The following is a 22,952-nucleotide window of genomic DNA, read 5'->3' as shown; positions in this document are numbered from 1 at the left end:
AAATCATGAGCGATATTATTTGCCCCCAAGATCATCCAGATATTGATGTCTACGCAGTTGTTGGACATCCGATCGCGCATAGCCGCTCACCTATGATTCATGAGTACTTTGCCAAAGAAACGGGCCAAGCCATGTTTTATGGCCGTATTGATACACCACCTGAAACCTTTAAAAAAGTGGTGAGTGATTTCTTTGCGGCCGGAGGTAAGGGCCTTAATGTTACTGTGCCTCATAAGCTTTTAGCTTATGAGATGGCAGAAGTACATTCTGTAGCGGCCCAAGAAGCGCAAGCGGTGAACACCCTTTGGATGCAGGACGGTCGATTGCATGCTGATAATACGGATGGGCTAGGTCTTAAAAATGATCTGGAACGTATTCTGGGTTCATTGCTCCAACAAAAGAAAATATTGATCATCGGCGCAGGCGGTGCTGCGCAAGGTGTCATTCAACCTTTGCAAGCTGCCGGTGCACAACTATCGCTAGTCAATCGCACCCTACAAAAAGCACTGGATCTAAAGCGGATTTTCCCAAGCTTACAGGTGCATGCCATTGATGATCTCGCGAAGTCTGAGTCTTATGATTTGATTGTCAATGCCACTGCCGCAGGTCTACAAAATAATTCGCCGCTGCAAAAGAAAACATTAGAAAAAATCACTCACCCACAGACCCTCATTTATGACATGGTCTACGGCAAAGACACGCAATTCATGCAAGATGGTCAAGAGTTAGGACTCAAGGTGGCAGATGGTTTGGGGATGTTGGTTGAGCAAGCGGCAGCTGCTTTTGCGATATGGCGTGGTATTCATTTGACGAGTCACCAAAAACAAGGCGCCATACAACTCGTGCGCCAAGCTCTCCTGCAGTCATGAAATATCTGAAGTACCTCTTATGGACGCTGCTGGCTAGCGTTCTGATTTTGCAGGGGTATTTCTTTCTACAAATTTTGGCTTGGCGCTGGATCAATCCTGATAACACCGCTTTTCAGAGAGCTGAACTACAACGCTTATGCACCACCTCTAAAGTTTGCAAGCTTAAAAAAGAATGGGTGCCGCTCAAGCAAATATCACCGACTCTAAGAAGAGCTGTCATGATTAGTGAAGATAGTGACTTTTATCGACACCATGGCTTTGAGCTCAAAGCCATGAAAGAGGCATGGCAAAGAAATCAACAGAAGGGTAAACACTTGAGAGGTGGTTCAACCATTACCCAACAGCTTGCTAAAAATCTCTTTTTATCGGGCGAAAAAAACTATATTCGTAAGGGTCAAGAGTTCATCATCACCGGCATGCTTGAATTACTACTGAGTAAAGACCGTATCTTTGAAATTTATCTTAATCATGTAGAGTGGGGTGAAGGTATTTTTGGGATTGGCGCTGCAAGCCAATACTACTATGCCGTCAAACCGAATCAATTGGGTGTTCAAGAATCAGCCGCTCTAGCGGCTGCATTACCGGCACCAAAATGTTTTGATCAACAACGGTATTGCGCAAAAGCAAGAATTAACTTCCCCAATCGTATTGAATTCATTCTCGAATGGCTCGCCCGTCAGAATCAAAAGAACTCTGCACCAGTGGAGTTAGATGAGAGGATTCTGATTGAAGAAGAGTCTGAGAATTAATTAAGATGATTTAAAAGTCGACTGAGAGAAAAATTTACTGCCTGTGTACGTACACTCTGACGATCACCAGTAAAGAGTGCTTTTTCAGTCTGTATCGAGCCATCAGCCAAACCCCAGGCAAACCACACTGTACCCACAGGTTTATCAGTGCTGCCACCCTCAGGGCCCGCAATACCAGTAATGGCTAAAGATAACTGAGCCGGTGCTTTTTCTTTAGCACCGCTAGCCATGGCATAGGCAACTTCACGACTCACAGCTCCATATTGCTCAATCAGCTCCAGAGGGACTCCTAGGTCTTGATGCTTAGCTTCATTGCTGTATGTCACATAACCACGTTCAAACCACTGGCTACTGCCTGCCAGGCTGGTGATGGCTGCTGCTACCAGCCCACCAGTGCACGACTCTACGGTCACTAACTTGTAGTGTTGATGAAGACAAATTTGAGCGAGATCTTCGAGCAACGACATGATCAATAGAAATTACCAAATTCTTACCAAGATCGTAATTACCAACAGTGTGGCAAATGCTGCTGCTAAGTCATCAATCATCACGCCAAAACCTTTGATGAACCACAGTGGCAGGCGTGTGGGTTGATCCATGCGATCGACTAAGTTGTAGTTCTTGAAGTATTGATCAATCATTTTGATGGGGCCCGGTTTTACGGCATCAAAAAAACGAAACAGAGCAAAGGTACCAAGCTGCCCCCAAACACTCATCGGCATACATAACAAGAGAATGAGCCAAAAAGCGATGAACTCATCCCAGACAATGCCGCCATGATCCGGCACTCCTAATTCTTCACCGACCTTGCCACAAATCCAGCAACCCAGTACAGCCCCCAGAGAGACCACTAACGCAATACCTGTGCTATCTAGAAATAGATCCATCACCAAATAGATTGCCCAAGCATACAGAGTGCCTACTGTGCCGGGAGCGCGAGGTGAGAGGCCTGAGCCAAAACCGAAAGCCAAAATCCTTGCAGGATGTGACCACACCCAAGCTTTGGTGGGTATGATCATGCCCGCGCCTTTTTCACAGCTTCACGAATCGCATCGCGCGTCTGAAGCGCCGCTTGGCGCGCAGCTTGCTGAAAGTCACCTTCTTTGCTGGCATACAAAATTGCGCGTGATGAGTTAATGATCATGCCCGTACCCGGTGCGCCTTTGATTTGACCTGCTGCCACTGTTGCTTCGATATCTCCGCCTTGGGCACCAATCCCAGGGATGAGTAGAGGCATATCACCCACGAGTTCTCTCACCTTAGCGATTTCAGCAGGGAAGGTGGCGCCAACCACTAAACCAATCTGACCTGACTGATTCCAAGAAGTAGCAGCCATACGGGCGACATGTTCAAATAATTTCTCGGAGCTGGCATTTACAGGTAAGAACTGTAAATCTGAGCCGCCAGGGTTGGAGGTGCGACACAAAACAATCACCCCTCGTCCTGAGTACTTCAGATAAGGCTCTATCGAGTCAAAGCCCATATAAGGATTGACGGTGATAGCATCCGCTTGATAACGCTCAAAGGCTTCCTTGGCATATTGCTCAGCGGTGCTGCCAATATCCCCTCGCTTGGCATCTAGAATCACTGGAATATTGGGATACTGGCTATGGATATAGTCAATCAATTGTTCCAATTGATCTTCAGCACCATGGGCTGCGAAGTAAGCGATCTGAGGCTTATAGCTACATACAACATCAGCAGTCGCATCCACAATTTCTCGGCAAAAAGCCAGGATAGCGCCGCCCTTGGCCTTTAAGGAAGCAGGAAACTTTTGCGGGTCTGGATCAAGCCCCACACACAGCATACTGTCTTGAGTTTTCCAGGCGTAAGCCAACTGATCGGTAAAAGAAGGGCGTTTTTTCATATCCGTTTCACTGAACTTTCATGTTTTCAAGACAAAATTGCATCTAAAGCTTTAGTTTTTTCAGACCATAGGATAAACTCTCGCCACCCCCTGTGGCTAACTCCTCAACTGAAAATGTTGAAATAAAGATTGGAGGCTTGGCATGATCAACCTATTCGTATTACAAAAAGGTCGCCTAGCCCAGGAGCAGGTGGATGACCGCAAAGAACTTTTAGAACACCACAACCCCATTTGGATTGATGTTGTTGACCCTGAGGAAGAAGAACTTCAGTGGATTAAAGAGGCTTTTGGTGTCTCGCTGCCCGAGCTAGAAGATTTAGGTGACTTAGAAGCATCTGCCCGTTATTTCGAGGCCGATGATGGTCATTTACATATTCGTACTGATTTTATTTTGGATGACGATGAGAATACTCGTAACGTCAGGGTAGCGTTCGTGCTGACTGACAACATTCTCTTTTCCATCCACGAACAAGATTTACCAGTTTTCCGCTTAGTGAGACTCAGAGCTCGCCTGCGCCCTGGATCTGTCAGAAATGCTAAAGATGTTCTATTGGATCTCTACGCCACGGATGCTGAGTACTCTGCTGATGCCCTAGAAGAGGTTTATGAAAACCTAGAACAAGCCGGTAAGCGCGTCTTGTCGGACAACGTCTCAGATTCTGATGCGGCAGATGTCTTGGAAACCATAGCGCGAGAAGAAGACTTGAATGGTCGTATTCGTCGTAACGTGATGGATACTCGCAGAGCACTTTCATTTTTGATGCGCAGCAAATTACTATCTGACGAGCAACAAGAAGAAGCGCGCCAGATTCTGCGTGATATCGACTCATTAGAAAACCATACCGCTTTCTTATTCGATAAGATCAACTTCTTAATGGATGCGACGGTGGGTTTCATTAACATTAACCAGAACAAGATCATCAAGATCTTCTCTGTGGTTTCTGTGGCTTTAATGCCACCCACCCTCTTAGCGAGCATTTGGGGTATGAACTTTGAGTTTATGCCGGAGTTACGTTCAGAAATTGGTTACCCCATTGCCATTGCTGCTATGTTGATATCCGCCTTGATACCGCTCGTGTATTTCCGCAAAAAAGGCTATATGAAATAAATCTTTTGATTACTTAAAGTGGTCAAAAGATTTCAGGTATTGCTGCTCCAGATTCTCTGGTAGGCGCCTCGAATCTGCATCGAGTAGTTGAATCTCTAGTTCTGCACTTCGCTCTAGCGTGCGCCCAATACGCGTGACTTGTAAGCCAAGATTAGCACCGATAGCCAGTATTGTTTCGCGCTTTGATACAGGAGCAGTAAAACACAGCTCATAATCATCGCCACCGCAAAGGGTACATAAGCGACGTAACTCTAATGACTTTTCTCTAAGGGTGGCTGAAGCAGGCACTGCATCAATCCAGATTTCTGCATTGACATGAGAGCGCTGCAGAATATGTCTTAAATCACCTAATAGGCCGTCTGATACATCAATCGCTGCGTGCGCAATGTCCAGTAATTTTTCACCTAAAGCGACGCGTGGCGTGGGTGTATGCATACGGGGTGCAACCATTTGCATCTCAGCGGAACTCATCGGCCATTCATGACGATAGCCGCCCAAGGCTAGGCGTGCATCACCCACCACATGCGAAACCCAAATATCGTCACCGACTTGCGCATTCGAGCGCTTGAGTGCCAATTGTGGATTGATTTTGCCAAAGATCGTAATTGAAATCGTCAGTGGCCCAGCCGTTGTATCACCACCAATCAATTGACAATGATGTGCATCCGCTAGGGTAAAAAGACCTGTTGAGAATTCTGCTAACCATTCATCCTGGGCTGATGGGAGGGCCAGTGACAAGGTAAACCCTACGGGGGTGGCTCCCATGGCTGCTAAATCAGAAAGATTGACTGCTAATGATTTGTGACCCAAATCAGCCGGATGAACATTCCGTAGAAAATGCCGTCCTTCCACCAACATATCTGAACTGATTGCCCACGACGAGCCATCACCAGCATCTAGCAAGGCGCAATCATCACCAATACCGAGTTGCAAAAGATCTTGATGCTTAGGGCTGATAGGACTTAGGACTGAACCTGTTTGCCTATGTAGATTAGGGCGATCGAAGAATTTCCGAATTAAATCAAATTCGCCTAAAGGCTCAGATTTGTTCATAAAAGCTTAAGCTGTGTCGTAGTAAGAAGATTCTATGCGTTTATATGCGAGGTGGGTAGGGCTATTGCTGATTTTTCTAAATTTGCACCCTTAAGCCCTAAGAGGAATAGAATTATCAAAACCCCTCAATAAATAGATTCTATTTTCGGGGGTACTAACAATAAAGCTATTAATTAATAACGAATAACGAGACAAATCAATTTCATCTGAAAAGAACAATTAGAGACCTATTCAATGAGTGCAGATCAAAAAACCCAACAAGAAAAACAAAAAGAAGCCCTACGTAAAGCCGCCCTGGAGTATCACGAGTTTCCCACCCCGGGCAAGATTGCAGTTACACCGACTAAGCAACTCACCAATCAGCGTGACTTGGCTTTAGCCTATTCACCAGGTGTGGCTGCGGCTTGTGAAGAGATCGTTAAAGACCCAGCCAATGCAGTGCGATATACATCGCGCGGCAATCTGGTGGGTGTTGTCACTAACGGTACTGCTGTACTAGGCTTAGGCGATATCGGTCCCTTGGCCAGTAAGCCTGTTATGGAAGGTAAGGGAGTCCTATTTAAGAAATTCGCGGGTATTGATGTCTTTGACATTGAGATCAATGAAAAAGACCCAGATAAGCTCATCGAGATCATTGCTTCCATGGAGCCTACCTTTGGGGGCATTAACCTCGAGGACATTAAAGCACCAGACTGTTTTTATATTGAGCGCAAACTTCGTGAGCGCATGAAGATTCCAGTCTTCCACGATGATCAGCATGGAACTGCCATCGTGGTGGGTGCAGCGATCATGAATGGTCTGAAGGTGGTTGGTAAGGATCTGAAAAAAGTAAAGCTGGTGACCTCAGGCGCGGGTGCTGCGGCCCTAGCTTGCTTAGACCTCCTCGTTGATTTGGGGATGCCTATTGAAAATATCTGGGTCACAGATCTTGCAGGTGTGGTCTACAAGGGTCGTAAAGAGTTGATGGATCCAGATAAAGAGCCCTTTGCTAAAGATACGCCAATGCGTACTCTGGCAGAGGTGATTGAAGGTGCAGATATCTTCTTAGGATTATCAGCCGGTGGTGTGCTCAAGCCTGAGATGGTTGTGAAGATGAGCGCTAAGCCATTGGTTTTTGCGCTAGCTAACCCCACCCCAGAAATTCTGCCAGAAGAAGTTAAAGCCGTGCGTGATGATGCCATCATCGCAACCGGTCGCACAGACTACCCCAATCAGGTCAATAACGTACTGTGCTTCCCATTTATCTTCCGCGGTGCTTTGGATGTCGGGGCAACGACTATCACTCGTGAGATGGAAATCGCTGCGGTTAATGCCGTTGCAGAACTTGCACGGGTTGAGCAAAGTGATGTGGTGGCGTCTGCCTATGGTGCAAGCAATCTATCCTTTGGCCCAGAGTACCTCATTCCAAAACCCTTTGACCCGCGCTTGATTGCCATCATTGCGCCAGCTGTGGCTAAAGCAGCGATGGATTCAGGGGTGGCAACGCGCCCGATTAAAGACTTTGTGGCCTACAAGGATCAGTTACAGCAGTTCGTGTACCACTCAGGTACATTGATGAAGCCGCTCTTTGCTGTGGCTAAAAAAGTGCCCATGGCTAAAAAACGCATTGTCTTCTGCGAAGGTGAAGACGAGCGCGTACTGCGTGCGGTACAAGTCATCATGGATGAGAAGTTAGCCAATCCCATTTTGATTGGTCGCCCCGCTGTCATTGCACGACGCATTGAGCGTTTTGGTCTGCGTATGAACCCTGGTGTTGATATTGAGATCTGTAACCCAGAGTTTGATGAGCGCTATCGTGACTATTGGTCCACTTATCACAAGCTCACCGAGCGTAAAGGCGTCACTGAGTCCTACGCCCGTCTAGAAGTCAGACGTCGTAACACCTTGATTGGTGCTTTGATGGTACATAAAGGTCAAGCAGATGGCTTGATTTGCGGCACCATCGGACAAACAGGCGCGCACTTACACTATCTCAATCAAGTGATTGGTCATGAGCCAGGTGCCAAAACTTATGGCGCTATGAATGCTCTCGTACTACCTGGTCGTCAGGTCTTTATTGTCGATACGCATATCAATATTGATCCAAGCGCCCAAGAGCTCGCTGAGATTACGATCTTGGCCGCTAAAGAACTCAGAGCTCTAGGTATCGAACCCAAAGTGGCTTTGCTCTCGCACTCTAACTTTGGTTCAAGCCAAGCTCCTTCGGCACAAAAAATGCGCGACACCTTAGCGATACTGCGCGAGTGCGCACCAGAATTGAAAGTTGATGGTGAGATGCACGGAGATTGTGCTTTGGATGAGTCTCTCAGAAAGAGCATCATGCCTGATTCAACACTCACTGGGGATGCCAACCTCTTAGTCATGCCTAATATCGATGCAGCAAATATTGCCTATAACCTACTCAAGACAGCAGCGGGTAATGGTATTGCGATTGGACCGATTCTTTTAGGCGCAGCTAAACCTGTGCACATCCTGACCCCATCAGCCACCCCACGTCGTATTGTGAACATGACCACCTTGGCAGTGGTAGAAGCGGGTCAGCAAAAGTAAGGTAGCGAGGATCAAAGATTAGTATCAGCTACCCATCAAAAATAATCCCGATCTCTCAAAAAGGTCGGGATTTTTTATTGCAAGTGCACAATCAGCTCATCGCCAGAGATGCTGAGGGATGCAAGGTTGAGATGACATTGAGAGATGACTGAGCGTAACTGAAGGCTCATTTTGGCCCCATGATGGTGCAAAAGACCTCCTGAATGACCATAAAATAAGTTAGTGAGCGTGTGCTCACATATTTTTATTTCATTTAAAAACAATAACTTATCAATAAAGTACTCTGAGAATACTTGTCACGTTAGGGTAAAAAAGGTACTCTACACCCCATCATGACGATAAATATTTCAGAAAACAACCTCTACGGTCAGTCAGTTCTGGGCGCATCGTCTGCATCACTCGCCGCTAATACAGCTGTTAGCGCCAAAGCAACATCCACTTGGCGCGATGCCTTGGCGGCCCGCGAAGCAGGCCCTACGGCTGCATTGCGCGCGGTACGTTCCAATATCGTGCAATCGATTCGTGCTTTCCGTACGGATGATTTGCTACAAGCGGCCACTGAACTTGGTCAGCACTTTATTTACGCCAATTGTGCGCATGCACAAACGAAGTCTGAAGTTTTGGAATCGATTGCTCATGGTTTTCACTTCCCAAGACAACAGGCAAAGAATTTTGATTACTTGCTCGATTCGCTCACAACCTTAGTCGATCGCGCAGGTCCACAACCTGGCTTTGTGATTGTGTTGGAAGGTTTACCTTGCACACACAAATTTGACAAAGAAGTGCGTGAGACATTCCTCGACGTATTCCGCGACGCAGTAGAGTTCTGGGCAGATCGTCGCGTGCCATGCCGCGTGTTCTATTCATTTGCATAAACAGTCGCTCAGAGATTGAACAAATCTCTATTGATCTAAACAACAGCCACTTAGTGGCTGTTTTGCTATCTAGAACCCTAGAGTTGATTCCAAGCCGTATGAATCACACTCAAAGCAACGATACCGGCAGTTTCTGTTCTTAAAATGCGTTGACCCATTGACACTGATACAAAGCCTGCCCGCATAGCCTGCTCTTCCTCTGTATCGCTCAAGCCCCCTTCAGGGCCAATTAAAAGAACTGTCTTTTGTGGCGTGCTGCGCTTGGCAATACTTAAAAGACTTAAGTCAGCGCGTGGAGACAGCATGAGTTTGAGGGCCTCAGCCTTAGGATCAATACTTGCTAACCAGAGGGGTAAGTTCAGGGTGCCAGAAACTTCTGGAATGACGGTACGACCGGACTGCTCACAGGCTGCAATCGCTATATTTTGCCAATGCTCCCGCTTTTTGAGAGCGCGCTCACCATCTAGGCGCACTACTGAGCGTTCACTTTGTAAAGGCTGTATCTGCGCTACGCCTAACTCAACACATTTTTCAATCAACCAATCCATCTTGTCGCCACCAGCAATACCTTGGGCGAGAACAATGGGTGATTTTGTTTCGGTACGCACAAAATGCTGAATATCTCCCAAACGCACCACAGCCTGTTTTTTATCCAGTGCCAGGAGGGTGGCATTCGCGCTTAAACCTTGCCCGTCAAAGACTTTAAAAGTCTCCCCAATCGCAATGCGGCGCACTCTCAAATGATGGGCCACTTTAGTGTCAATCACGAACTCATCAGACAAAGAAGAGTTGCCATCAGGCCAGGGTCCGGGGAGGTAAAAGTGTGACATAGCACAATCATAAGCCAAGCAAATGGCGGGTGATAAAATAGCGTTTTTGATAAACAGGCCTCAAGTGGCGCAGGGCTTGTTCAAATTTGCCGCAGGAAAACTATCAATGTCGTCAATGCACACCACAATGGCCAATGCGATCCGCGCTTTGGCAATGGACGCAGTTCAACAAGCCAATTCTGGTCATCCGGGCATGCCGATGGGTATGGCAGAAATCGCAGTAGCGCTTTGGAGCCAGCATCTCAAGCACAACCCACAAAATCCTCAATGGCTTGATCGTGACCGTTTTGTTTTATCAAACGGTCATGGCTCGATGTTGCTCTACGCGCTCTTGCATTTGACTGGTTACGACTTACCCATGTCTGAGTTGAAAAACTTTAGACAACTCCATAGCAAAACCCCAGGCCACCCTGAGTACGCGATTACACCCGGTGTTGAAACTACCACCGGCCCCTTAGGTCAAGGCATCACCAATGCCGTTGGTATGGCCTTGGCAGAAAAATTACTCGCACAAGAATTCAATAAACCTCAATTTGACATCATTGACCACTATACCTACGTCTTCATGGGTGATGGCTGTTTGATGGAGGGCGTGAGTCATGAAGCCTGCTCATTGGCGGGCACACTCAAACTGAACAAATTGATTGCACTGTGGGATGACAACGGTATTTCCATTGACGGCAAAGTCGATCCTTGGTTCAGTGAAGATACTGCCAAGCGTTTTGAAGCTTATGGCTGGAATGTGATTCGTAAAGTCGATGGGCACAATGTCGAAGCGGTCTCACAAGCGATTGCAAAAGCTAAACAATCCGATAAGCCCACACTCATTTGTTGCAAGACCTCAATCGGTCAAGGCTCGCCCAATCTAGCCGGTACCGATAAAGTCCACGGCGCACCATTGGGTGCTGAGGAAATTGCTAAGACTCGCGCAGCACTCGGTTGGACTCACGCACCCTTTGAGATTCCCCAAGACGTTTATAAGGCTTGGAATGCTCATAAAGTCGGCAGTCAACAAGAAGCAGATTGGAACTCGAAATTTGGCGCCTATCGTGCTGTCTATCCCCAGGAAGCCCAAGAACTCGAGCGTCGTATGGCTGGTGAGCTATCCCCCCAGTTTGAGACAACGCTCAAAGCTTATTTAAAAACCTGCAGCGACAAAGCAGAAACGATTGCGACTCGTAAAGCTAGTCAAAACGCTATTGAAGCCTTGGCACCTGCTTTGCCTGAGTTCTTGGGAGGTTCAGCAGACTTAACTGGTTCGAACCTCACTAATTGGAAAGCTTGCCAAGCAGTTAGAGCCAACCAATGGGGTAACCATATCAATTATGGTGTGCGCGAGTTTGGTATGAGCGCCATCATGAATGGTATTGCACTACATGGGGGCTATATTCCCTTTGGTGCCACCTTCTTAACTTTCTCAGATTACAGCCGCAATGCCTTGCGTATGGCCGCTCTCATGAGAATTCGTAGTATCTTTGTCTTTACCCATGACTCAATTGGTTTGGGTGAAGATGGGCCCACACACCAATCTGTAGAACACGTAGCGAGCTTACGCTTGATACCAAATATGCAAGTCTGGCGTCCCTGTGACACCACAGAATCTGCGGTGGCTTGGGGTGCAGCGATTCAGAGAAAAAATGGGCCAAGTAGTTTGATTTTTAGCCGTCAGAACTGTCCTTTCGTATCCAGAACGGATAAGCAAGTCGCTGATATTCAAAAGGGTGGCTATGTCTTGCGCGATGATCCTACAGCTCAGGCGGTTTTGATCGCCACCGGCTCTGAAGTGGCGCTGGCACTTGATGCAGCACAACAACTCAAAGAGCAAGGCATTGCAGTTCGTATTGTCTCTATGCCATCAACCACCACCTTTGATCAGCAAAGTCCTGCATATAAAGCGAGCGTTCTACCTACGGGCTTGCCACGCATTGCGATTGAAGCGGGTGTCACCGATTACTGGTGGAAGTATGGTTGTGCAGCGGTACATGGCGTAGACACTTTTGGGGAATCTGCCCCTGCCGGTGTGCTCTACAAACACTTTGGTTTAACGGCGGATCAGATTGCCAAGACCGTGCGTCAGTGCATCTAAGACATAAAGAAATAGATTAAGAATACTTATTGAATTAAAGGGAAAGCATCATGGCAATTAAAGTAGCAATCAACGGTTATGGTCGTATTGGTCGTATGGTCGTACGTGCGATTTACGAAGAGAAGCGTGACGATATTCAAGTCGTCGCTATCAACGGTTTGGGAGGTATTGATATCAATGCACACCTCACTCAATATGATTCAGCCCATGGTCGTTTTCCAGGTACTGTGACGGTAGATGGTGACTATATGGTCATCAACGGTGACCGTATCAAAATGTTCTCCACCCGTAACCCTTTAGAGACTAAGTGGGGTGATTTGGGTGTCGATGTCGTGCTCGAATGTTCTGGTGCTTTTACTTCCAAAGAAAAAGCCATGGTGCATATTCAGCAGGGCGCCAAAAAAGTATTGATTTCTGCCCCCGGTGAAAAAGATGTAGATGCCACCATTGTTTATGGCGTCAATCACCAGATTCTTAAAGCGACTGACCTCGTCGTATCTAACGCTAGTTGCACAACGAACTGCTTAGCGCCTGCAGTCAAACCGATTCTGGAGAGCATTGGTATTGAATCAGGTCTTATGACTACCATTCACGCTTACACCAACGATCAGGTGCTGACCGATGTTTATCACAAAGATATGCGTCGTGCGAGATCAGCGACCATGAGTATGATCCCAACCAAAACGGGTGCAGCGAAGGCCGTGGGCCTCGTCTTGCCAGAGTTACAGGGTAAGTTTGATGGTTTTGCGATGCGCGTGCCTACCATTAACGTCTCGGTTGTCGATTTGACATTCACACCGACCAAAGCCACTAGCCTCGAAGAAGTTAATGAGATCGTTAAAAAAGCCAGTGAAGGTCCACTCAAAGGAATCTTGGGCTACAACACTCTGCCATTGGTTTCGATCGACTTTAACCACAACCCATTACCGAGTATCTTTGATAGCACCCAGACTCGTGTCTCGAAAGACGGCAAACTCGTCAAGATTTTGGCCTGGTATGACAACGAATGGGGTTACAGCTGCCAGATGTTGAACGCAACCAAAGCATTGATGGCTGCCAAGTAATCAAGAGCTACTCAGAAGTCAAAAAGCTCAGCCTAGGCTGAGCTTTTTTATTCATCTTTACATTATTCGTCTATCGCGTCAGGCTTATTTAACTGCAAAAACAAACTAAAACAGCCGTAGCCAGGACTTTATTTTGAAGCTTTTTTCTTGCGAGAGCAGTTTTTCTTGCTGCAGGTCCCGTAAATCGCTAAAGAGTGGTCAGCAATCTCAAAACCGAGGTTTTTAGCAATCTCGGTTTGGCGTTTTTCAATGGCTGTATCGACAAATTCTTCAACGTGGCCGCAATCCACACAGACCAAATGGTCATGATGATCGCCTTCATTGAGCTCAAAAATCGCTTTACCTTCAGCCTTGCCAGACTCAAAATGATTACGTAATAAGAGGCCAGCTTGCTCAAATTGGGTCAAAACCCGGTAAACCGTGGCCAGACCCACATCCATGCCCTCTGCGACCATGGCCAAATAGACATCCTCAGCGCTGAAGTGCTTGTGGCGGTTCTGGTGGAAGAACTCCAGAATCTTCATTCTGGGGCCTGTCACCTTCAAACCCATGTCTCTTAAATTATTTGGCGATATAGTGTTTGGCATAGCGCTAAAATCCTATTTCCGACATGATACGGCTAACTATGCAAAATTGCTCAAAAACCACAAAAATTCAATGGCCCCAGATTCTTGGGCGCATCACCCTGGGGCTGTGCTTGCCACTGAGCTTAGTTGCTTGCTCAAGCGTCGTTGATCCCGTCAAGGCGAAACTGCCCGTTGTCTTTAAACCCTATCGTCCTGATATGGTGCAAGGTAACTTCATTTCTAGAGAACAAGCCGCTCGTATACAAGCAGGCATGGATCGCGATGAAGTGAGAGTCTTACTGGGAACTCCATTGCTAACCAGTGCGATGCATAGTAATCGTTGGGATTATGTCTTTGCTTTTAAACGTGGGGCTACTCAAGCCATTGAGCAACGTCAGGTGACCATTTACTTTGAAAACGATAAGGTCACTAAGATTCAGGCCGATAACCTACCGAGCGAATACGAGTTAATCGCTGAGATCGATGGTATTCGTGCACAAAAACGTCAGGTGAATGTCAAAGCTGTGACTAAAGAGTTAGAAAGTGATCATAGAGCACCGACTGTACAGACGATTCCCAATCCGACTTCAGGTGTTGGCATACCACCCGGTGATCAACGGAATTAAAAAGATAGAACAGAAATAGATAAAAAGAAAGAAGCGTATGACATTGAAATTCGCGATTGCTGGAGCCTCCGGTCGCATGGGTCGCATGTTGATAGAAACGGTATTGGCCACACCCGATGCCAAGCTCGTTGGCGCACTCGATCTGCCAAGCAGCAGCCAAATAGGCCAAGACCCTGGTGCTTTTTTAGGTCAGCAAACCGGTATCAAGATTACAGCCGATCTCAAAGCGGGTATGCAAGACGCGGACTATTTGATTGATTTCACACGCCCTGAAGGAACCTTAGAGCATTTGAAGATGGCTCAAGAGTTGGGTGTCAAAATGATTATTGGTACTACTGGCTTTACTGAAGCGCAAAAGCAAGAACTGAAAAAAGCCAGCGAGAAGATTGCCATCGTTTTTGCGCCCAATATGAGCGTCGGTGTGAACGCTACTTTCAAGCTTTTGGAAGTGGCTGCCAAAATTCTCAATAGCGGTTATGACATTGAGATTGTCGAAGCGCACCACAAACATAAAGTCGATGCACCATCAGGCACCGCCTTAGGTATGGGCGAAGCCATTACCAAAGCTTTAGGTCAAAACCTGCAAGATGTCGCCGTGTATGCCAGAGAAGGTCATACCGGTGAGCGTAAGCCTGGCACGATTGGCTTTGCCACCATTCGTGGTGGTGATATTGTGGGAGACCACACTGTCATGTTCTGTGGGGATGGTGAGCGCATTGAGATCAGTCACAAATCAGCCAGTCGCATGTCATACGCCCAAGGCTCTGTGAGAGCAGCACGCTTTTTGGAGGCTCAAAGCAGGGGCCTCTTTGATATGCAAGACGTCTTAGGTTTAAAGACTCTCAAAATTTAATTGATTCAATAAAAATAACAAAGGGTTTGCTTTGAGTTCAGCAGGTAGTTCTATTTCAAAAGAATACGATCCAAAACAGGTCGAAGCACGTGCGCAAAGTGCATGGCAAGCACAAGACGTTTATCGTGTCACTGAAAACGCAAAAAATAAAGCCGGGCAAGTTAAGCCCAAGTTTTATGCTTGCTCGATGTTGCCTTACCCTTCAGGTAAGTTGCACATGGGCCATGTGCGTAACTACACTATCAATGACGTGATGACGCGCCAATTGCGTATGCAAGGCTATAACGTGCTCATGCCCATGGGTTGGGATGCGTTTGGTATGCCTGCAGAGAACGCTGCACTGAACAACAAAGTGCCACCCGCGCAGTGGACTTACGACAACATCGCTTACATGAAAAAACAGATGGAAGCGATGGGGCTGGCCATTGATTGGTCTAGAGAAGTTACCACCTGTAAGCCGGACTACTACCGCTGGAACCAGTGGTTATTTCTCAAGATGCTGGAAAAGGGCATTGCCTACCGTAAAACTCAAGTGGTCAACTGGGACCCGATTGATCAAACGGTTCTAGCTAATGAGCAGGTCATCGATGGTCGAGGTTGGCGCTCGGGCGCCTTGGTTGAAAAGCGCGAGATTCCTGGCTACTACCTCAACATCACTGCCTATGCAGATGAGTTACTTTCAGGTTTAGAAGGTTTGGGTTGGCCTGAGCGCGTCAAGCTCATGCAACAAAACTGGATTGGTAAGAGCTTTGGGGTACGTTTTGCATTTAGCCACACGATCAAAGATGAGACAAACACTCTGATCGGTGATGGCAAGTTGTATGTCTTCACGACCCGTGCTGATACCATCATGGGGGTGACCTACTGTGCAGTGGCTGCTGAGCATCCCTTAGCGCAAGCGGCTGCCCAAAACAATCCTGAGCTACAAGCCTTCATTGAAAAATGTAAGCAAGGTAGCGTCATTGAAGCGGATTTAGCTACCCAAGAAAAAGAGGGTATGCCAACGGGTCTGACGGTCAAGCACCCACTCACTGGTGAAGCAGTGCCGGTCTGGGTCGGTAACTATGTCTTAATGAGCTATGGTGACGGAGCTGTGATGGGTGTGCCGGCGCATGATGAGCGTGACTTTGCCTTTGCACTCAAATACCAACTACCGATTAAGCCTGTGATGCATATCGATGGTGAAACCTTTGATCCCACCCAGTGGCAAGATTGGTATGCCGATAAAGAAAAAGTCACGGTGATCAATAGCCAAGCCTTCAATGGTATGACACATAGTCAAGCGGTTGATGCGGTAGCTCAGCAATTACAAGACCTGGGTGTGGGTGAGAAGAAAACCACCTATCGCTTAAGAGATTGGGGTATTTCAAGGCAGCGTTATTGGGGAACCCCGATACCGATTATCCATTGTGAGAGCTGTGGTGAAGTACCGGTGCCAGAAAAAGATCTGCCGGTGGTGCTGCCTGAAGATTGTGTACCGGATGGTTCAGGCAACCCGCTCAATAAGCGCGAAGACTTTTTAAAGTGCACCTGCCCGACTTGTGGCAAACCCGCCAAACGCGAAACCGATACCATGGATACCTTTGTCGATTCGAGTTGGTATTTCATGCGCTATACCTGTGCAGATGGTAGTCAAATGGTCGATAGCCGCAATGACTACTGGATGCCCATGGATCAGTACATTGGCGGTATCGAGCATGCCATCTTGCATTTACTCTATGCCCGATTCTGGACTAAAGTTATGCGTGACTTAGGTTTAGTTAAGTTTGATGAGCCCTTTAAGAACTTGCTCACGCAGGGTATGGTGCTGAATGACACCTACTACATCGATGAGCCCAATGGCAGAAAAACTTGGGTCAATCCGGCAGACGTTGAGGTAGAAACAGACGATAAAGGAAGACCTCTCAAAGCCAAACTCAAAGCTACCGGTCAAGAAGTGCAAATTGGTGGTGTGGAAAAGATGGCCAAGAGTAAAAACAATGGTATCGACCCACAATCCTTGATTGATCAATATGGCGCAGATACTGCCCGACTCTTTACGATGTTTGCTGCTCCTCCTGAGCAGCAGCTAGAGTGGTCGGGTTCAGGCGTTGAGGGGGCAGCACGCTTCTTAAGGCGTCTATGGGCTTATGGCGCTCAGCAGGCTGAAGCTATTCAAGCGGGGCATCAAGCAACGGTACAAGAGCAAGATGCTGAGATCAGAAGAGAAATTCATACCATTTTGAAGCAAGCTAACTTTGACTATCAAAGAAAGCAATTCAACACGGTGGTCTCAGCCGCCATGAAAATGCTCAACGCCATCGAGCAAGCCAAAACGGCGAGCCCTAAAGCTAAGCAAGAATGTTTTGGCATTCTTGTAAGAGTGCTTTATCCAGTAGTGCCTCACATCACTTACCAGTTATGGGAAGAGTTGGGCTACAGCAAAGCACAAGGACCTATACTCGATACAGACTGGCCAGAAGTTGATGAAACAGCCTTGGTGCAAAATGAGATCACCCTCATGTTGCAAGTCAATGGCAAATTAAGAGGTCAAATTCAGGTGCCCAGTGATGCTAGCAAAGAGCAGATTGAGCAATTGGCTAAAGACAGTGATGCAGCACAAAAAGCACTGGCAGGTGCGACGCCTAAAAAGATCGTTGTTGTACCTGGTCGCTTAGTTAATATTGTTGCTTAGATCCTAGCGTAGAATCCGCACATGACCATTGCTAACACCAAGAGAAGAAGACTTATTCAGGCTACTGCCGGCCTCACAGTCATAAGTCTTCTATCGGCTTGTGGTTGGCGTATGCGTGGTAAGGTCGATTTGCCATACTCCAAACTTTTAATTAGTGGCGTGATGACGCCAGAGTTTAAGAATGATCTGCAATTGGTTTTGAAGGCGAATGATGTTCAGATCGTCAATCAAGTCAAAGATGCTGAAGTAGTGCTGGAGATCATCACGGAGCAAAATGCCAAGCAAGTACTTTCTTATAACGCTTCGGGGCAAATCACAGCCTATCGAATTATCTCTAGAGTTGCATTTAAAGTTTTCAACACCAATGGTATTGAAATTTTCCCTGAGTCCGATATTTTCCTGACTCGTGATCTGGACTTTAACCCGGCCAACATTCAATCCTTTGACTACATGGTCAATGAGGTGGTGAAGAATATGCGCGCTGATATTGTGGTGCAAATGTTGCGGCGCATGTCTTCTATTAAAACGATTGAAAAACCCACAAATACGAATACTCAGGGTTATTCGCGCACAATTAAACCCAGTACCAGCCCGAATAACGGCACGACTAGTCCATCAAAATAAGCTATGCTCAAAGCGGATGCCTTTGCTGCGCAATTGGCGCAAGCTCAAAAAAATGGGCCTGAACCGCTATACATCATCACCGGAGATGAACCCCTTTTAGTCATTGAGTTACAAGATCAGCTCAGAGCCATGGTCATGGCTCACGGCCACACTGAGCGAGAAATCATGATGCATGAGAAGGGCTTTGACTGGTCAGCGCTCATGAATGCTGGGCAAACTATGTCTTTGTTTGGTGATAAGCGTTATGTCGAACTCAAGATTCCCACGGGTAAGCCAGGTCGAGATGGGGCAGATGCGATCAAGCAATTTTGTAACCAAATCGTTGAACAAAAAAAGAATCAAGACCCTGTCGACACAGTCACTTGTATTCTTTTGCCAAGACTGGATGGTGCAACACAAAAATCAGCTTGGTTTACAGCGCTCGATCAGACAGGAGTTGCGGTCAAGGTAGATAGTATTGATCGATCTTTACTGCCTCAATGGATAGCAGCAAGATTAAAGAAGAACCAACAACAAGTGGAAGCTGGTGAAGCGGGGCAAAGGGCTTTGCAGTTCATGGCCAATCAAGTTGAAGGTAACTTGATTGCTGCCCACCAAGAGATCCAAAAACTAGCCCTACTGTACCCAGCGGGCACGCTCACCGAAGACAATATTCGAGAGTCAGTCCTGAATGTAGCGCGATATGATGTTTTTCAGCTCACTGAAGCACTGCTTGCTGGTGATTTAGCAAGATACAACCGCATGATTGATGGTCTCAAAGGTGAGGGTGAGCCGATTGTTCTCATTGCCTGGACCGTCACAGAAGAGGTTAGATTACTCAATCGCTTAAGGCATGAGATGAATCAAGGTCAAAACCTAGGCATGCTCATGAAGATGAATCGGATTTGGGGTAATCGCGAAAAACTCATTCCTCAAGCTCTGCAACGACTCAATCAAGATCGACTTGAGAAAGCAACTCAAGTGACTGCGGCATTGGATAAGCAATCCAAAGGGCTTCACCCCAGAAAAAGTGATGGTCCGGTTGCCGAGAAGCTACCTCACGATGTATGGGAGAGCTTGCGGATGCTCGGCCGCTTATTTGCCTAAATGATTCAAATACTAGCTACTTTTATTTAGATAGATTGAGTTCGAATCAGTTAAAGTACTGTTTATGACAGCACAACAGAATATGTCTCCTATCGAACAAATGACCCAGATTGGTCAAAAAGCCAGGGTAGCCTCTCGTGAGATGGCTCGCGCTAGTACTGCTCTCAAAAATCAAGCTTTATTACATTTGGCTGATCTGATCCGTAAAAACGCTGAATCTCTCAAAAAGATTAATCAACAAGATGTGGCCAGAGCCAAGACTAATGGCCAAGATGCAGCCTTTATCGATCGTTTAACGCTGACTGATAAAACCATTGCCACCATGGCAGAGGGTTTAGAGCAAATTGCTAAATTAGCAGATCCGATTGGCGAGATGACCAATATCAGAACGATGCCAAGCGGCATTCAGGTGGGGCAAATGAGAGTGCCTTTAGGTGTGATTGGCATCATCTATGAGTCACGCCCTAATGTGACCATTGATGCCGCAGCCCTTTGCCTGAAATCGGGTAATGCCACCATCTTGCGTGGTGGCTCAGAAGCTATTGATTCCAATACGGCGCTCGCTAAACTCATTCAAGAAAGTTTACAAGCAGCCTGTTTACCGTCTGATGCCGTTCAGGTTGTACAGACGACCGATCGCGCCGCAGTGGGCGCTATGATCACGATGAACCAATATATTGATGTGATTGTGCCCAGGGGTGGAAAGAGCCTAATCGAGCGCTTGATGGCCGAAGCTCGTGTGCCCATGATTAAACACCTAGATGGTATTTGCCATACCTATATTGATGTGCAGGCCGATCCAGCGAAGGCCATCAAGGTCTGTGATAACGCTAAGACGCAGCGCTATGCGCCATGCAACACTATGGAAACGCTCCTGGTTCACCAGAGTGTGATTGACACATGCCTGATGCCTTTGGTGAAGATCTACCAAGACAAAGGGGTCGAGCTGCGTGTTTGTAAAACCACGAAAGCGGCGCTAGAAAAGCAGGGTATTCAAAATCTTGTCGATGCCACGGAAGAAGATTGGCTTACAGAATATCTGGCCCCTATTTTGTCGATCAAGACTGTGCAAGATATGACTGAAGCAATTACTCATATCAATGAATATGGCAGTCATCACACGGATGCCATCATCACTGAAGACTATTCAGCCGGTATGCGTTTTTTAAGAGAAGTTGATAGTGCCAGTGTCATGATTAACGCGAGTACCCGCTTTGCCGATGGCTTTGAATATGGTCTAGGTGCCGAAATTGGTATCTCGAATGACAAACTACACGCTAGAGGCCCTGTTGGCCTCGAGGGATTAACCTCACAAAAGTACATTGTGCTCGGTTCTGGTCAAATTAGGATCTAAGAACTGTTTTAAACCGAAAAGGATGGTTGAGAAATGCAACACGAAATTAGCCCATTGATGTCTACCTTGTTTCCTTATATCAAGGCCTTTCATATTTTGTTTGTCGCCTCATGGTTTGCGGGTTTGTTTTATATCCCTCGCATCTTCGTGAACCTCGCTGAAGAAACGAATCCTGCAGCCACCGAACGTCTCATTGGTATGGCGCAGCGTTTATATCGTTTCTCTGGCATTTTGATGATTCCAGCGATTGTGTTGGGCATGATTCTTTGGATCTACTACGGTATTGGTCGTGGGCCAGGTTCCGGCTGGATGCACGCGAAGTTAGCGCTCATCGTTTTCTTGATTGGTTATCACCATTCACTAGCCATCATCTTGACGAAGTTCAAAGAAGGCAGAAACCAACGCTCTCATGTTTGGTACCGCTGGTTTAATGAAATCCCTGTGGTGGTTTTCGCCATCATTGCCATCTTGGTGGTGGGTAAGTTCTTCTAATTTTCAAAGTACTGAATGAAATTTTTTGTTATTTGTCCAAGGGGCTTAGAAGCCCCTTTGGTCGCTGAGTTGCAAGCCATCGCAGCAAGGCCTGAAGTCAAAAGCCAGGGTGATTGGGTGATTGATCCTGTGCCTAATCATGCGAGTGGCGGTATAGCCGTCGCAGGACCGCTCGCAGTGGCACTGGCGATTAATCTACATTCCAGAATTGCAAGTCGTTGTATTTTGCAATTGACACATACGACATATCGTAAAGAAGACGATGTCTATAAAGCCGCTCGCGCACTCGCATGGGAGGAATGGTTTGAGCCTAAGCAAACATTAAGAGTTGATGTCACTGCGCACCGCTCACCGCTCACAAGCCTTAATTTTGTCACCCTCAGAATCAAAGACGCAGTATGCGATCGACTTCGAGAAGTCAAAGGCGAGCGCCCCAGCATTGATACCGACGTGCCAGATGTGCGCGTCTACGCTCATCTCACAGCGACCCATGTCACGATCTATCTAGATACCAGTGGCCAATCTCTCTTTAAGCGAGGTTGGCGTGATGAAAAGGGGGCTGCACCTCTTAAAGAAAACTTAGCTGCCGGCATCTTGGCATTAACTCAATGGAGCATAGAGCAACCTCTCATGGACCCCATGTGCGGTAGTGGCACCTTTGTGATTGAGGCGGCTTATAAAGCTCTCAATATCCCTAGTGGCGCCATAAGAGCGGGGTTGTTAAAGCCTGAGGCTACATCAACTGATGAATCCAATAATGCAAGTCAAGAGCAAATCTCAAACAATCCTTCAGAAGAGAAGCCTAGGTTTATTCGTTACAGACCCACACGCGTCGATATGGTGCGTGATGACCAAGGTTTTGGGTTTGAGCGCTTAAAGCCGTTTCAGAAGACGGAAGTACAAAAGCAATGGCAGGATCTCAAAGAACAAGCGAAGCAAGATATTAAATCGGGTCTTGCGCGCCACAAAGAGCTCAAAATTGCAGCCTGTGACATCAATGAAAAAATGGTGCAAGCGACAAAAAATAATTGGAAGCGTGCAGGACTGCCTGCCCAATCAGGGGTGCTCTCCAATGTGCGCCAAATCGATGCCTTAGAAGCCAAGAACCTATTTAATCAAGCGGGGGTTATGCTCTTTAACCCGCCCTATGGTGAGCGTATTGATATCAAGGGTGGCAATAAACGTGGTGCTCGAGATGCCTTACCCAAAAACAACAATGCACCAGAATTTATTGAGTTCTTAAACCAATTTGGTAAGCACCTCAAAGATAACTACCCCGGTTGGCAAATCGATGTGCTCACAGCCGATATGGGTTTACCAGGGCAGTTACGTATGAAAGAGTCTAAGCGTACGCCACTCTTCAACGGCCCCTTAGAGTGTCGTTTGTTTCGATTTGAAATACGGGCAGAGCAAGACAAGGTATAAGCTTCAGACTTATTGATCACGTAGGTAGTCAAGTACGTGCTTAATTTCCGGGAGCTTTACCTCGATAAATTCAGTCAATTCTTTTTCAGTAAGAGTGAAAAAAGTCTCATTAGTAACTTTATTTTCATCAAAATTTTTTTGAAATTCGGTCATGGGACTAAGTCTATTCTAAAAAATGCATTTTTCATATTGCCTGAGTAA

The 22,952-nt window shown here is 46.8% G+C and carries 21 protein-coding genes; 15 read left to right on the top strand and 6 right to left on the bottom strand.

Annotated features, from left to right (window positions below):
• Window positions 1-5 precede the first annotated feature (5 nt).
• Window positions 6-869 carry a shikimate dehydrogenase gene (gene aroE, locus ICE94_RS03075; protein ID WP_216148678.1) on the top strand — a complete coding sequence of 288 codons (864 nt, stop codon included), beginning with the start codon at window positions 6-8 and terminating at the stop codon, window positions 867-869.
• Window positions 866-1,618 (top strand): monofunctional biosynthetic peptidoglycan transglycosylase, encoded by a 753-nt coding sequence (gene mtgA, locus ICE94_RS03070; RefSeq protein ID WP_216148675.1) that lies wholly within the window; start codon window positions 866-868, stop codon window positions 1,616-1,618. Before aroE ends, mtgA begins: the two co-directional genes overlap by 4 nt.
• On the opposite strand, the gene ICE94_RS03065 is transcribed toward mtgA, so the two are convergent.
• The 3 genes from ICE94_RS03065 to pyrF are packed head-to-tail and all read right to left on the bottom strand — an operon-like array spanning window position 1,615 to window position 3,485.
• On the bottom strand, window positions 1,615-2,085 hold the full coding sequence (locus tag ICE94_RS03065) for a CinA family protein (protein ID WP_216148671.1): 471 nt from the start codon (window positions 2,083-2,085) through the stop codon (window positions 1,615-1,617). The two genes, mtgA and ICE94_RS03065, sit on opposite strands and share 4 nt — an antisense overlap.
• A gap of 12 nt (window positions 2,086-2,097) precedes the next feature.
• A complete protein-coding gene (locus tag ICE94_RS03060; RefSeq protein ID WP_216148668.1) occupies window positions 2,098-2,637 on the bottom strand; it encodes a phosphatidylglycerophosphatase A in 540 nt (179 codons plus the stop codon).
• On the bottom strand, window positions 2,634-3,485 hold the full coding sequence (gene pyrF / locus ICE94_RS03055) for an orotidine-5'-phosphate decarboxylase (protein WP_216148665.1): 852 nt from the start codon (window positions 3,483-3,485) through the stop codon (window positions 2,634-2,636). The genes ICE94_RS03060 and pyrF overlap by 4 nt, the downstream gene beginning before the upstream one ends.
• Window positions 3,486-3,627: 142 nt before the next feature.
• On the opposite strand from pyrF, the gene corA reads away from it, so the two are divergent.
• Entirely contained in the window at window positions 3,628-4,593 is a 966-nt protein-coding gene (gene corA / locus ICE94_RS03050) for a magnesium/cobalt transporter CorA (RefSeq protein WP_216148663.1), read from the top strand.
• 9 nt (window positions 4,594-4,602) lie between these two features.
• Here the strand turns inward: corA and thiL are convergent, their stop codons facing one another.
• A complete protein-coding gene (thiL, locus tag ICE94_RS03045) occupies window positions 4,603-5,646 on the bottom strand; it encodes a thiamine-phosphate kinase (protein WP_216148660.1) in 1,044 nt (347 codons plus the stop codon).
• Window positions 5,647-5,880: 234 nt separating this feature from the next.
• Here thiL and ICE94_RS03040 point away from each other — a divergent pair, with 234 nt between their 5' ends.
• Together ICE94_RS03040 and ICE94_RS03035 are read left to right on the top strand one after the other, a co-directional pair.
• Window positions 5,881-8,196: an NADP-dependent malic enzyme gene (locus ICE94_RS03040; protein ID WP_216148657.1), complete on the top strand. Its 2,316-nt coding sequence runs from the start codon at window positions 5,881-5,883 to the stop codon at window positions 8,194-8,196.
• Between the two features lie 332 nt (window positions 8,197-8,528).
• Window positions 8,529-9,071: a barstar family protein gene (locus tag ICE94_RS03035; protein ID WP_216148655.1), complete on the top strand. Its 543-nt coding sequence runs from the start codon at window positions 8,529-8,531 to the stop codon at window positions 9,069-9,071.
• Between the two features lie 77 nt (window positions 9,072-9,148).
• Here ICE94_RS03035 and ICE94_RS03030 read toward each other — a convergent pair whose 3' ends face one another.
• Window positions 9,149-9,901, bottom strand: coding sequence for a 16S rRNA (uracil(1498)-N(3))-methyltransferase (locus ICE94_RS03030; protein WP_216148652.1), 753 nt, complete (start codon window positions 9,899-9,901; stop codon window positions 9,149-9,151).
• A gap of 127 nt (window positions 9,902-10,028) precedes the next feature.
• Here ICE94_RS03030 and tkt point away from each other — a divergent pair, with 127 nt between their 5' ends.
• Window positions 10,029-11,987, top strand: a complete 1,959-nt coding sequence (gene tkt, locus ICE94_RS03025) for a transketolase (RefSeq protein ID WP_216150883.1) — start codon at window positions 10,029-10,031, stop codon at window positions 11,985-11,987.
• Window positions 11,988-12,037: 50 nt separating this feature from the next.
• Window positions 12,038-13,051: a type I glyceraldehyde-3-phosphate dehydrogenase gene (gap, locus tag ICE94_RS03020; protein ID WP_216148649.1), complete on the top strand. Its 1,014-nt coding sequence runs from the start codon at window positions 12,038-12,040 to the stop codon at window positions 13,049-13,051.
• Window positions 13,052-13,179: 128 nt separating this feature from the next.
• Here the strand turns inward: gap and fur are convergent, their stop codons facing one another.
• On the bottom strand, window positions 13,180-13,638 hold the full coding sequence (gene fur, locus ICE94_RS03015) for a ferric iron uptake transcriptional regulator (protein ID WP_216148646.1): 459 nt from the start codon (window positions 13,636-13,638) through the stop codon (window positions 13,180-13,182).
• 38 nt (window positions 13,639-13,676) lie between these two features.
• Here fur and ICE94_RS03010 point away from each other — a divergent pair, with 38 nt between their 5' ends.
• From ICE94_RS03010 to ICE94_RS02975, 8 genes are all read left to right on the top strand, one after another.
• Window positions 13,677-14,243 carry an outer membrane protein assembly factor BamE gene (locus ICE94_RS03010; RefSeq protein ID WP_216148642.1) on the top strand — a complete coding sequence of 189 codons (567 nt, stop codon included), beginning with the start codon at window positions 13,677-13,679 and terminating at the stop codon, window positions 14,241-14,243.
• Window positions 14,244-14,286: 43 nt separating this feature from the next.
• Window positions 14,287-15,096, top strand: a complete 810-nt coding sequence (gene dapB, locus ICE94_RS03005; RefSeq protein WP_216150881.1) for a 4-hydroxy-tetrahydrodipicolinate reductase — start codon at window positions 14,287-14,289, stop codon at window positions 15,094-15,096.
• Between the two features lie 52 nt (window positions 15,097-15,148).
• Window positions 15,149-17,770: a leucine--tRNA ligase gene (leuS, locus tag ICE94_RS03000; RefSeq protein WP_216150874.1), complete on the top strand. Its 2,622-nt coding sequence runs from the start codon at window positions 15,149-15,151 to the stop codon at window positions 17,768-17,770.
• A gap of 21 nt (window positions 17,771-17,791) precedes the next feature.
• Window positions 17,792-18,394 (top strand): LPS assembly lipoprotein LptE, encoded by a 603-nt coding sequence (gene lptE, locus ICE94_RS02995; protein WP_216148639.1) that lies wholly within the window; start codon window positions 17,792-17,794, stop codon window positions 18,392-18,394.
• 3 nt (window positions 18,395-18,397) lie between these two features.
• Entirely contained in the window at window positions 18,398-19,480 is a 1,083-nt protein-coding gene (gene holA, locus ICE94_RS02990) for a DNA polymerase III subunit delta (RefSeq protein ID WP_216148636.1), read from the top strand.
• A 64-nt stretch (window positions 19,481-19,544) separates the two neighbouring features.
• A complete protein-coding gene (locus ICE94_RS02985) occupies window positions 19,545-20,834 on the top strand; it encodes a glutamate-5-semialdehyde dehydrogenase (protein ID WP_370623769.1) in 1,290 nt (429 codons plus the stop codon).
• Between the two features lie 33 nt (window positions 20,835-20,867).
• Window positions 20,868-21,326, top strand: a complete 459-nt coding sequence (locus tag ICE94_RS02980) for a CopD family protein (protein WP_255539067.1) — start codon at window positions 20,868-20,870, stop codon at window positions 21,324-21,326.
• 15 nt (window positions 21,327-21,341) lie between these two features.
• Window positions 21,342-22,751: a class I SAM-dependent RNA methyltransferase gene (locus ICE94_RS02975; RefSeq protein WP_216148633.1), complete on the top strand. Its 1,410-nt coding sequence runs from the start codon at window positions 21,342-21,344 to the stop codon at window positions 22,749-22,751.
• The last annotated feature ends 201 nt before the right edge of the window (window positions 22,752-22,952 follow it).

The sequence above is a fragment of the Polynucleobacter sp. MWH-Loch1C5 genome (assembly GCF_018881775.1).
Lineage (GTDB): Bacteria > Pseudomonadota > Gammaproteobacteria > Burkholderiales > Burkholderiaceae > Polynucleobacter.
Note: the sequence above shows the minus strand (reverse complement) of the source record. Positions and strands in the feature narration are given on the sequence as shown.

Bases quoted from the DNA above. Each gene is read 5' to 3' on its own strand.
- ICE94_RS03035 (WP_216148655.1), top strand. From the start codon at position 8,529: ATGACGATAAATATTTCAGAAAACAACCTCTACGGTCAGTCAGTTCTG.
- ICE94_RS02985 (WP_370623769.1), top strand. From the start codon at position 19,545: ATGACAGCACAACAGAATATGTCTCCTATCGAACAAATGACCCAGATT.
- ICE94_RS02975 (WP_216148633.1), top strand. From the start codon at position 21,342: ATGAAATTTTTTGTTATTTGTCCAAGGGGCTTAGAAGCCCCTTTGGTC.
- aroE (WP_216148678.1), top strand. From the start codon at position 6: ATGAGCGATATTATTTGCCCCCAAGATCATCCAGATATTGATGTCTAC.
- fur (WP_216148646.1), bottom strand. From the start codon at position 13,638: ATGCCAAACACTATATCGCCAAATAATTTAAGAGACATGGGTTTGAAG.
- lptE (WP_216148639.1), top strand. From the start codon at position 17,792: ATGACCATTGCTAACACCAAGAGAAGAAGACTTATTCAGGCTACTGCC.
- ICE94_RS03030 (WP_216148652.1), bottom strand. From the start codon at position 9,901: ATGTCACACTTTTACCTCCCCGGACCCTGGCCTGATGGCAACTCTTCT.
- holA (WP_216148636.1), top strand. From the start codon at position 18,398: ATGCTCAAAGCGGATGCCTTTGCTGCGCAATTGGCGCAAGCTCAAAAA.
- ICE94_RS03065 (WP_216148671.1), bottom strand. From the start codon at position 2,085: ATGTCGTTGCTCGAAGATCTCGCTCAAATTTGTCTTCATCAACACTAC.
- ICE94_RS03040 (WP_216148657.1), top strand. From the start codon at position 5,881: ATGAGTGCAGATCAAAAAACCCAACAAGAAAAACAAAAAGAAGCCCTA.
- thiL (WP_216148660.1), bottom strand. From the start codon at position 5,646: ATGAACAAATCTGAGCCTTTAGGCGAATTTGATTTAATTCGGAAATTC.
- gap (WP_216148649.1), top strand. From the start codon at position 12,038: ATGGCAATTAAAGTAGCAATCAACGGTTATGGTCGTATTGGTCGTATG.
- tkt (WP_216150883.1), top strand. From the start codon at position 10,029: ATGGCCAATGCGATCCGCGCTTTGGCAATGGACGCAGTTCAACAAGCC.
- corA (WP_216148663.1), top strand. From the start codon at position 3,628: ATGATCAACCTATTCGTATTACAAAAAGGTCGCCTAGCCCAGGAGCAG.
- ICE94_RS02980 (WP_255539067.1), top strand. From the start codon at position 20,868: ATGCAACACGAAATTAGCCCATTGATGTCTACCTTGTTTCCTTATATC.
- pyrF (WP_216148665.1), bottom strand. From the start codon at position 3,485: ATGAAAAAACGCCCTTCTTTTACCGATCAGTTGGCTTACGCCTGGAAA.
- ICE94_RS03060 (WP_216148668.1), bottom strand. From the start codon at position 2,637: ATGATCATACCCACCAAAGCTTGGGTGTGGTCACATCCTGCAAGGATT.
- mtgA (WP_216148675.1), top strand. From the start codon at position 866: ATGAAATATCTGAAGTACCTCTTATGGACGCTGCTGGCTAGCGTTCTG.
- ICE94_RS03010 (WP_216148642.1), top strand. From the start codon at position 13,677: ATGCAAAATTGCTCAAAAACCACAAAAATTCAATGGCCCCAGATTCTT.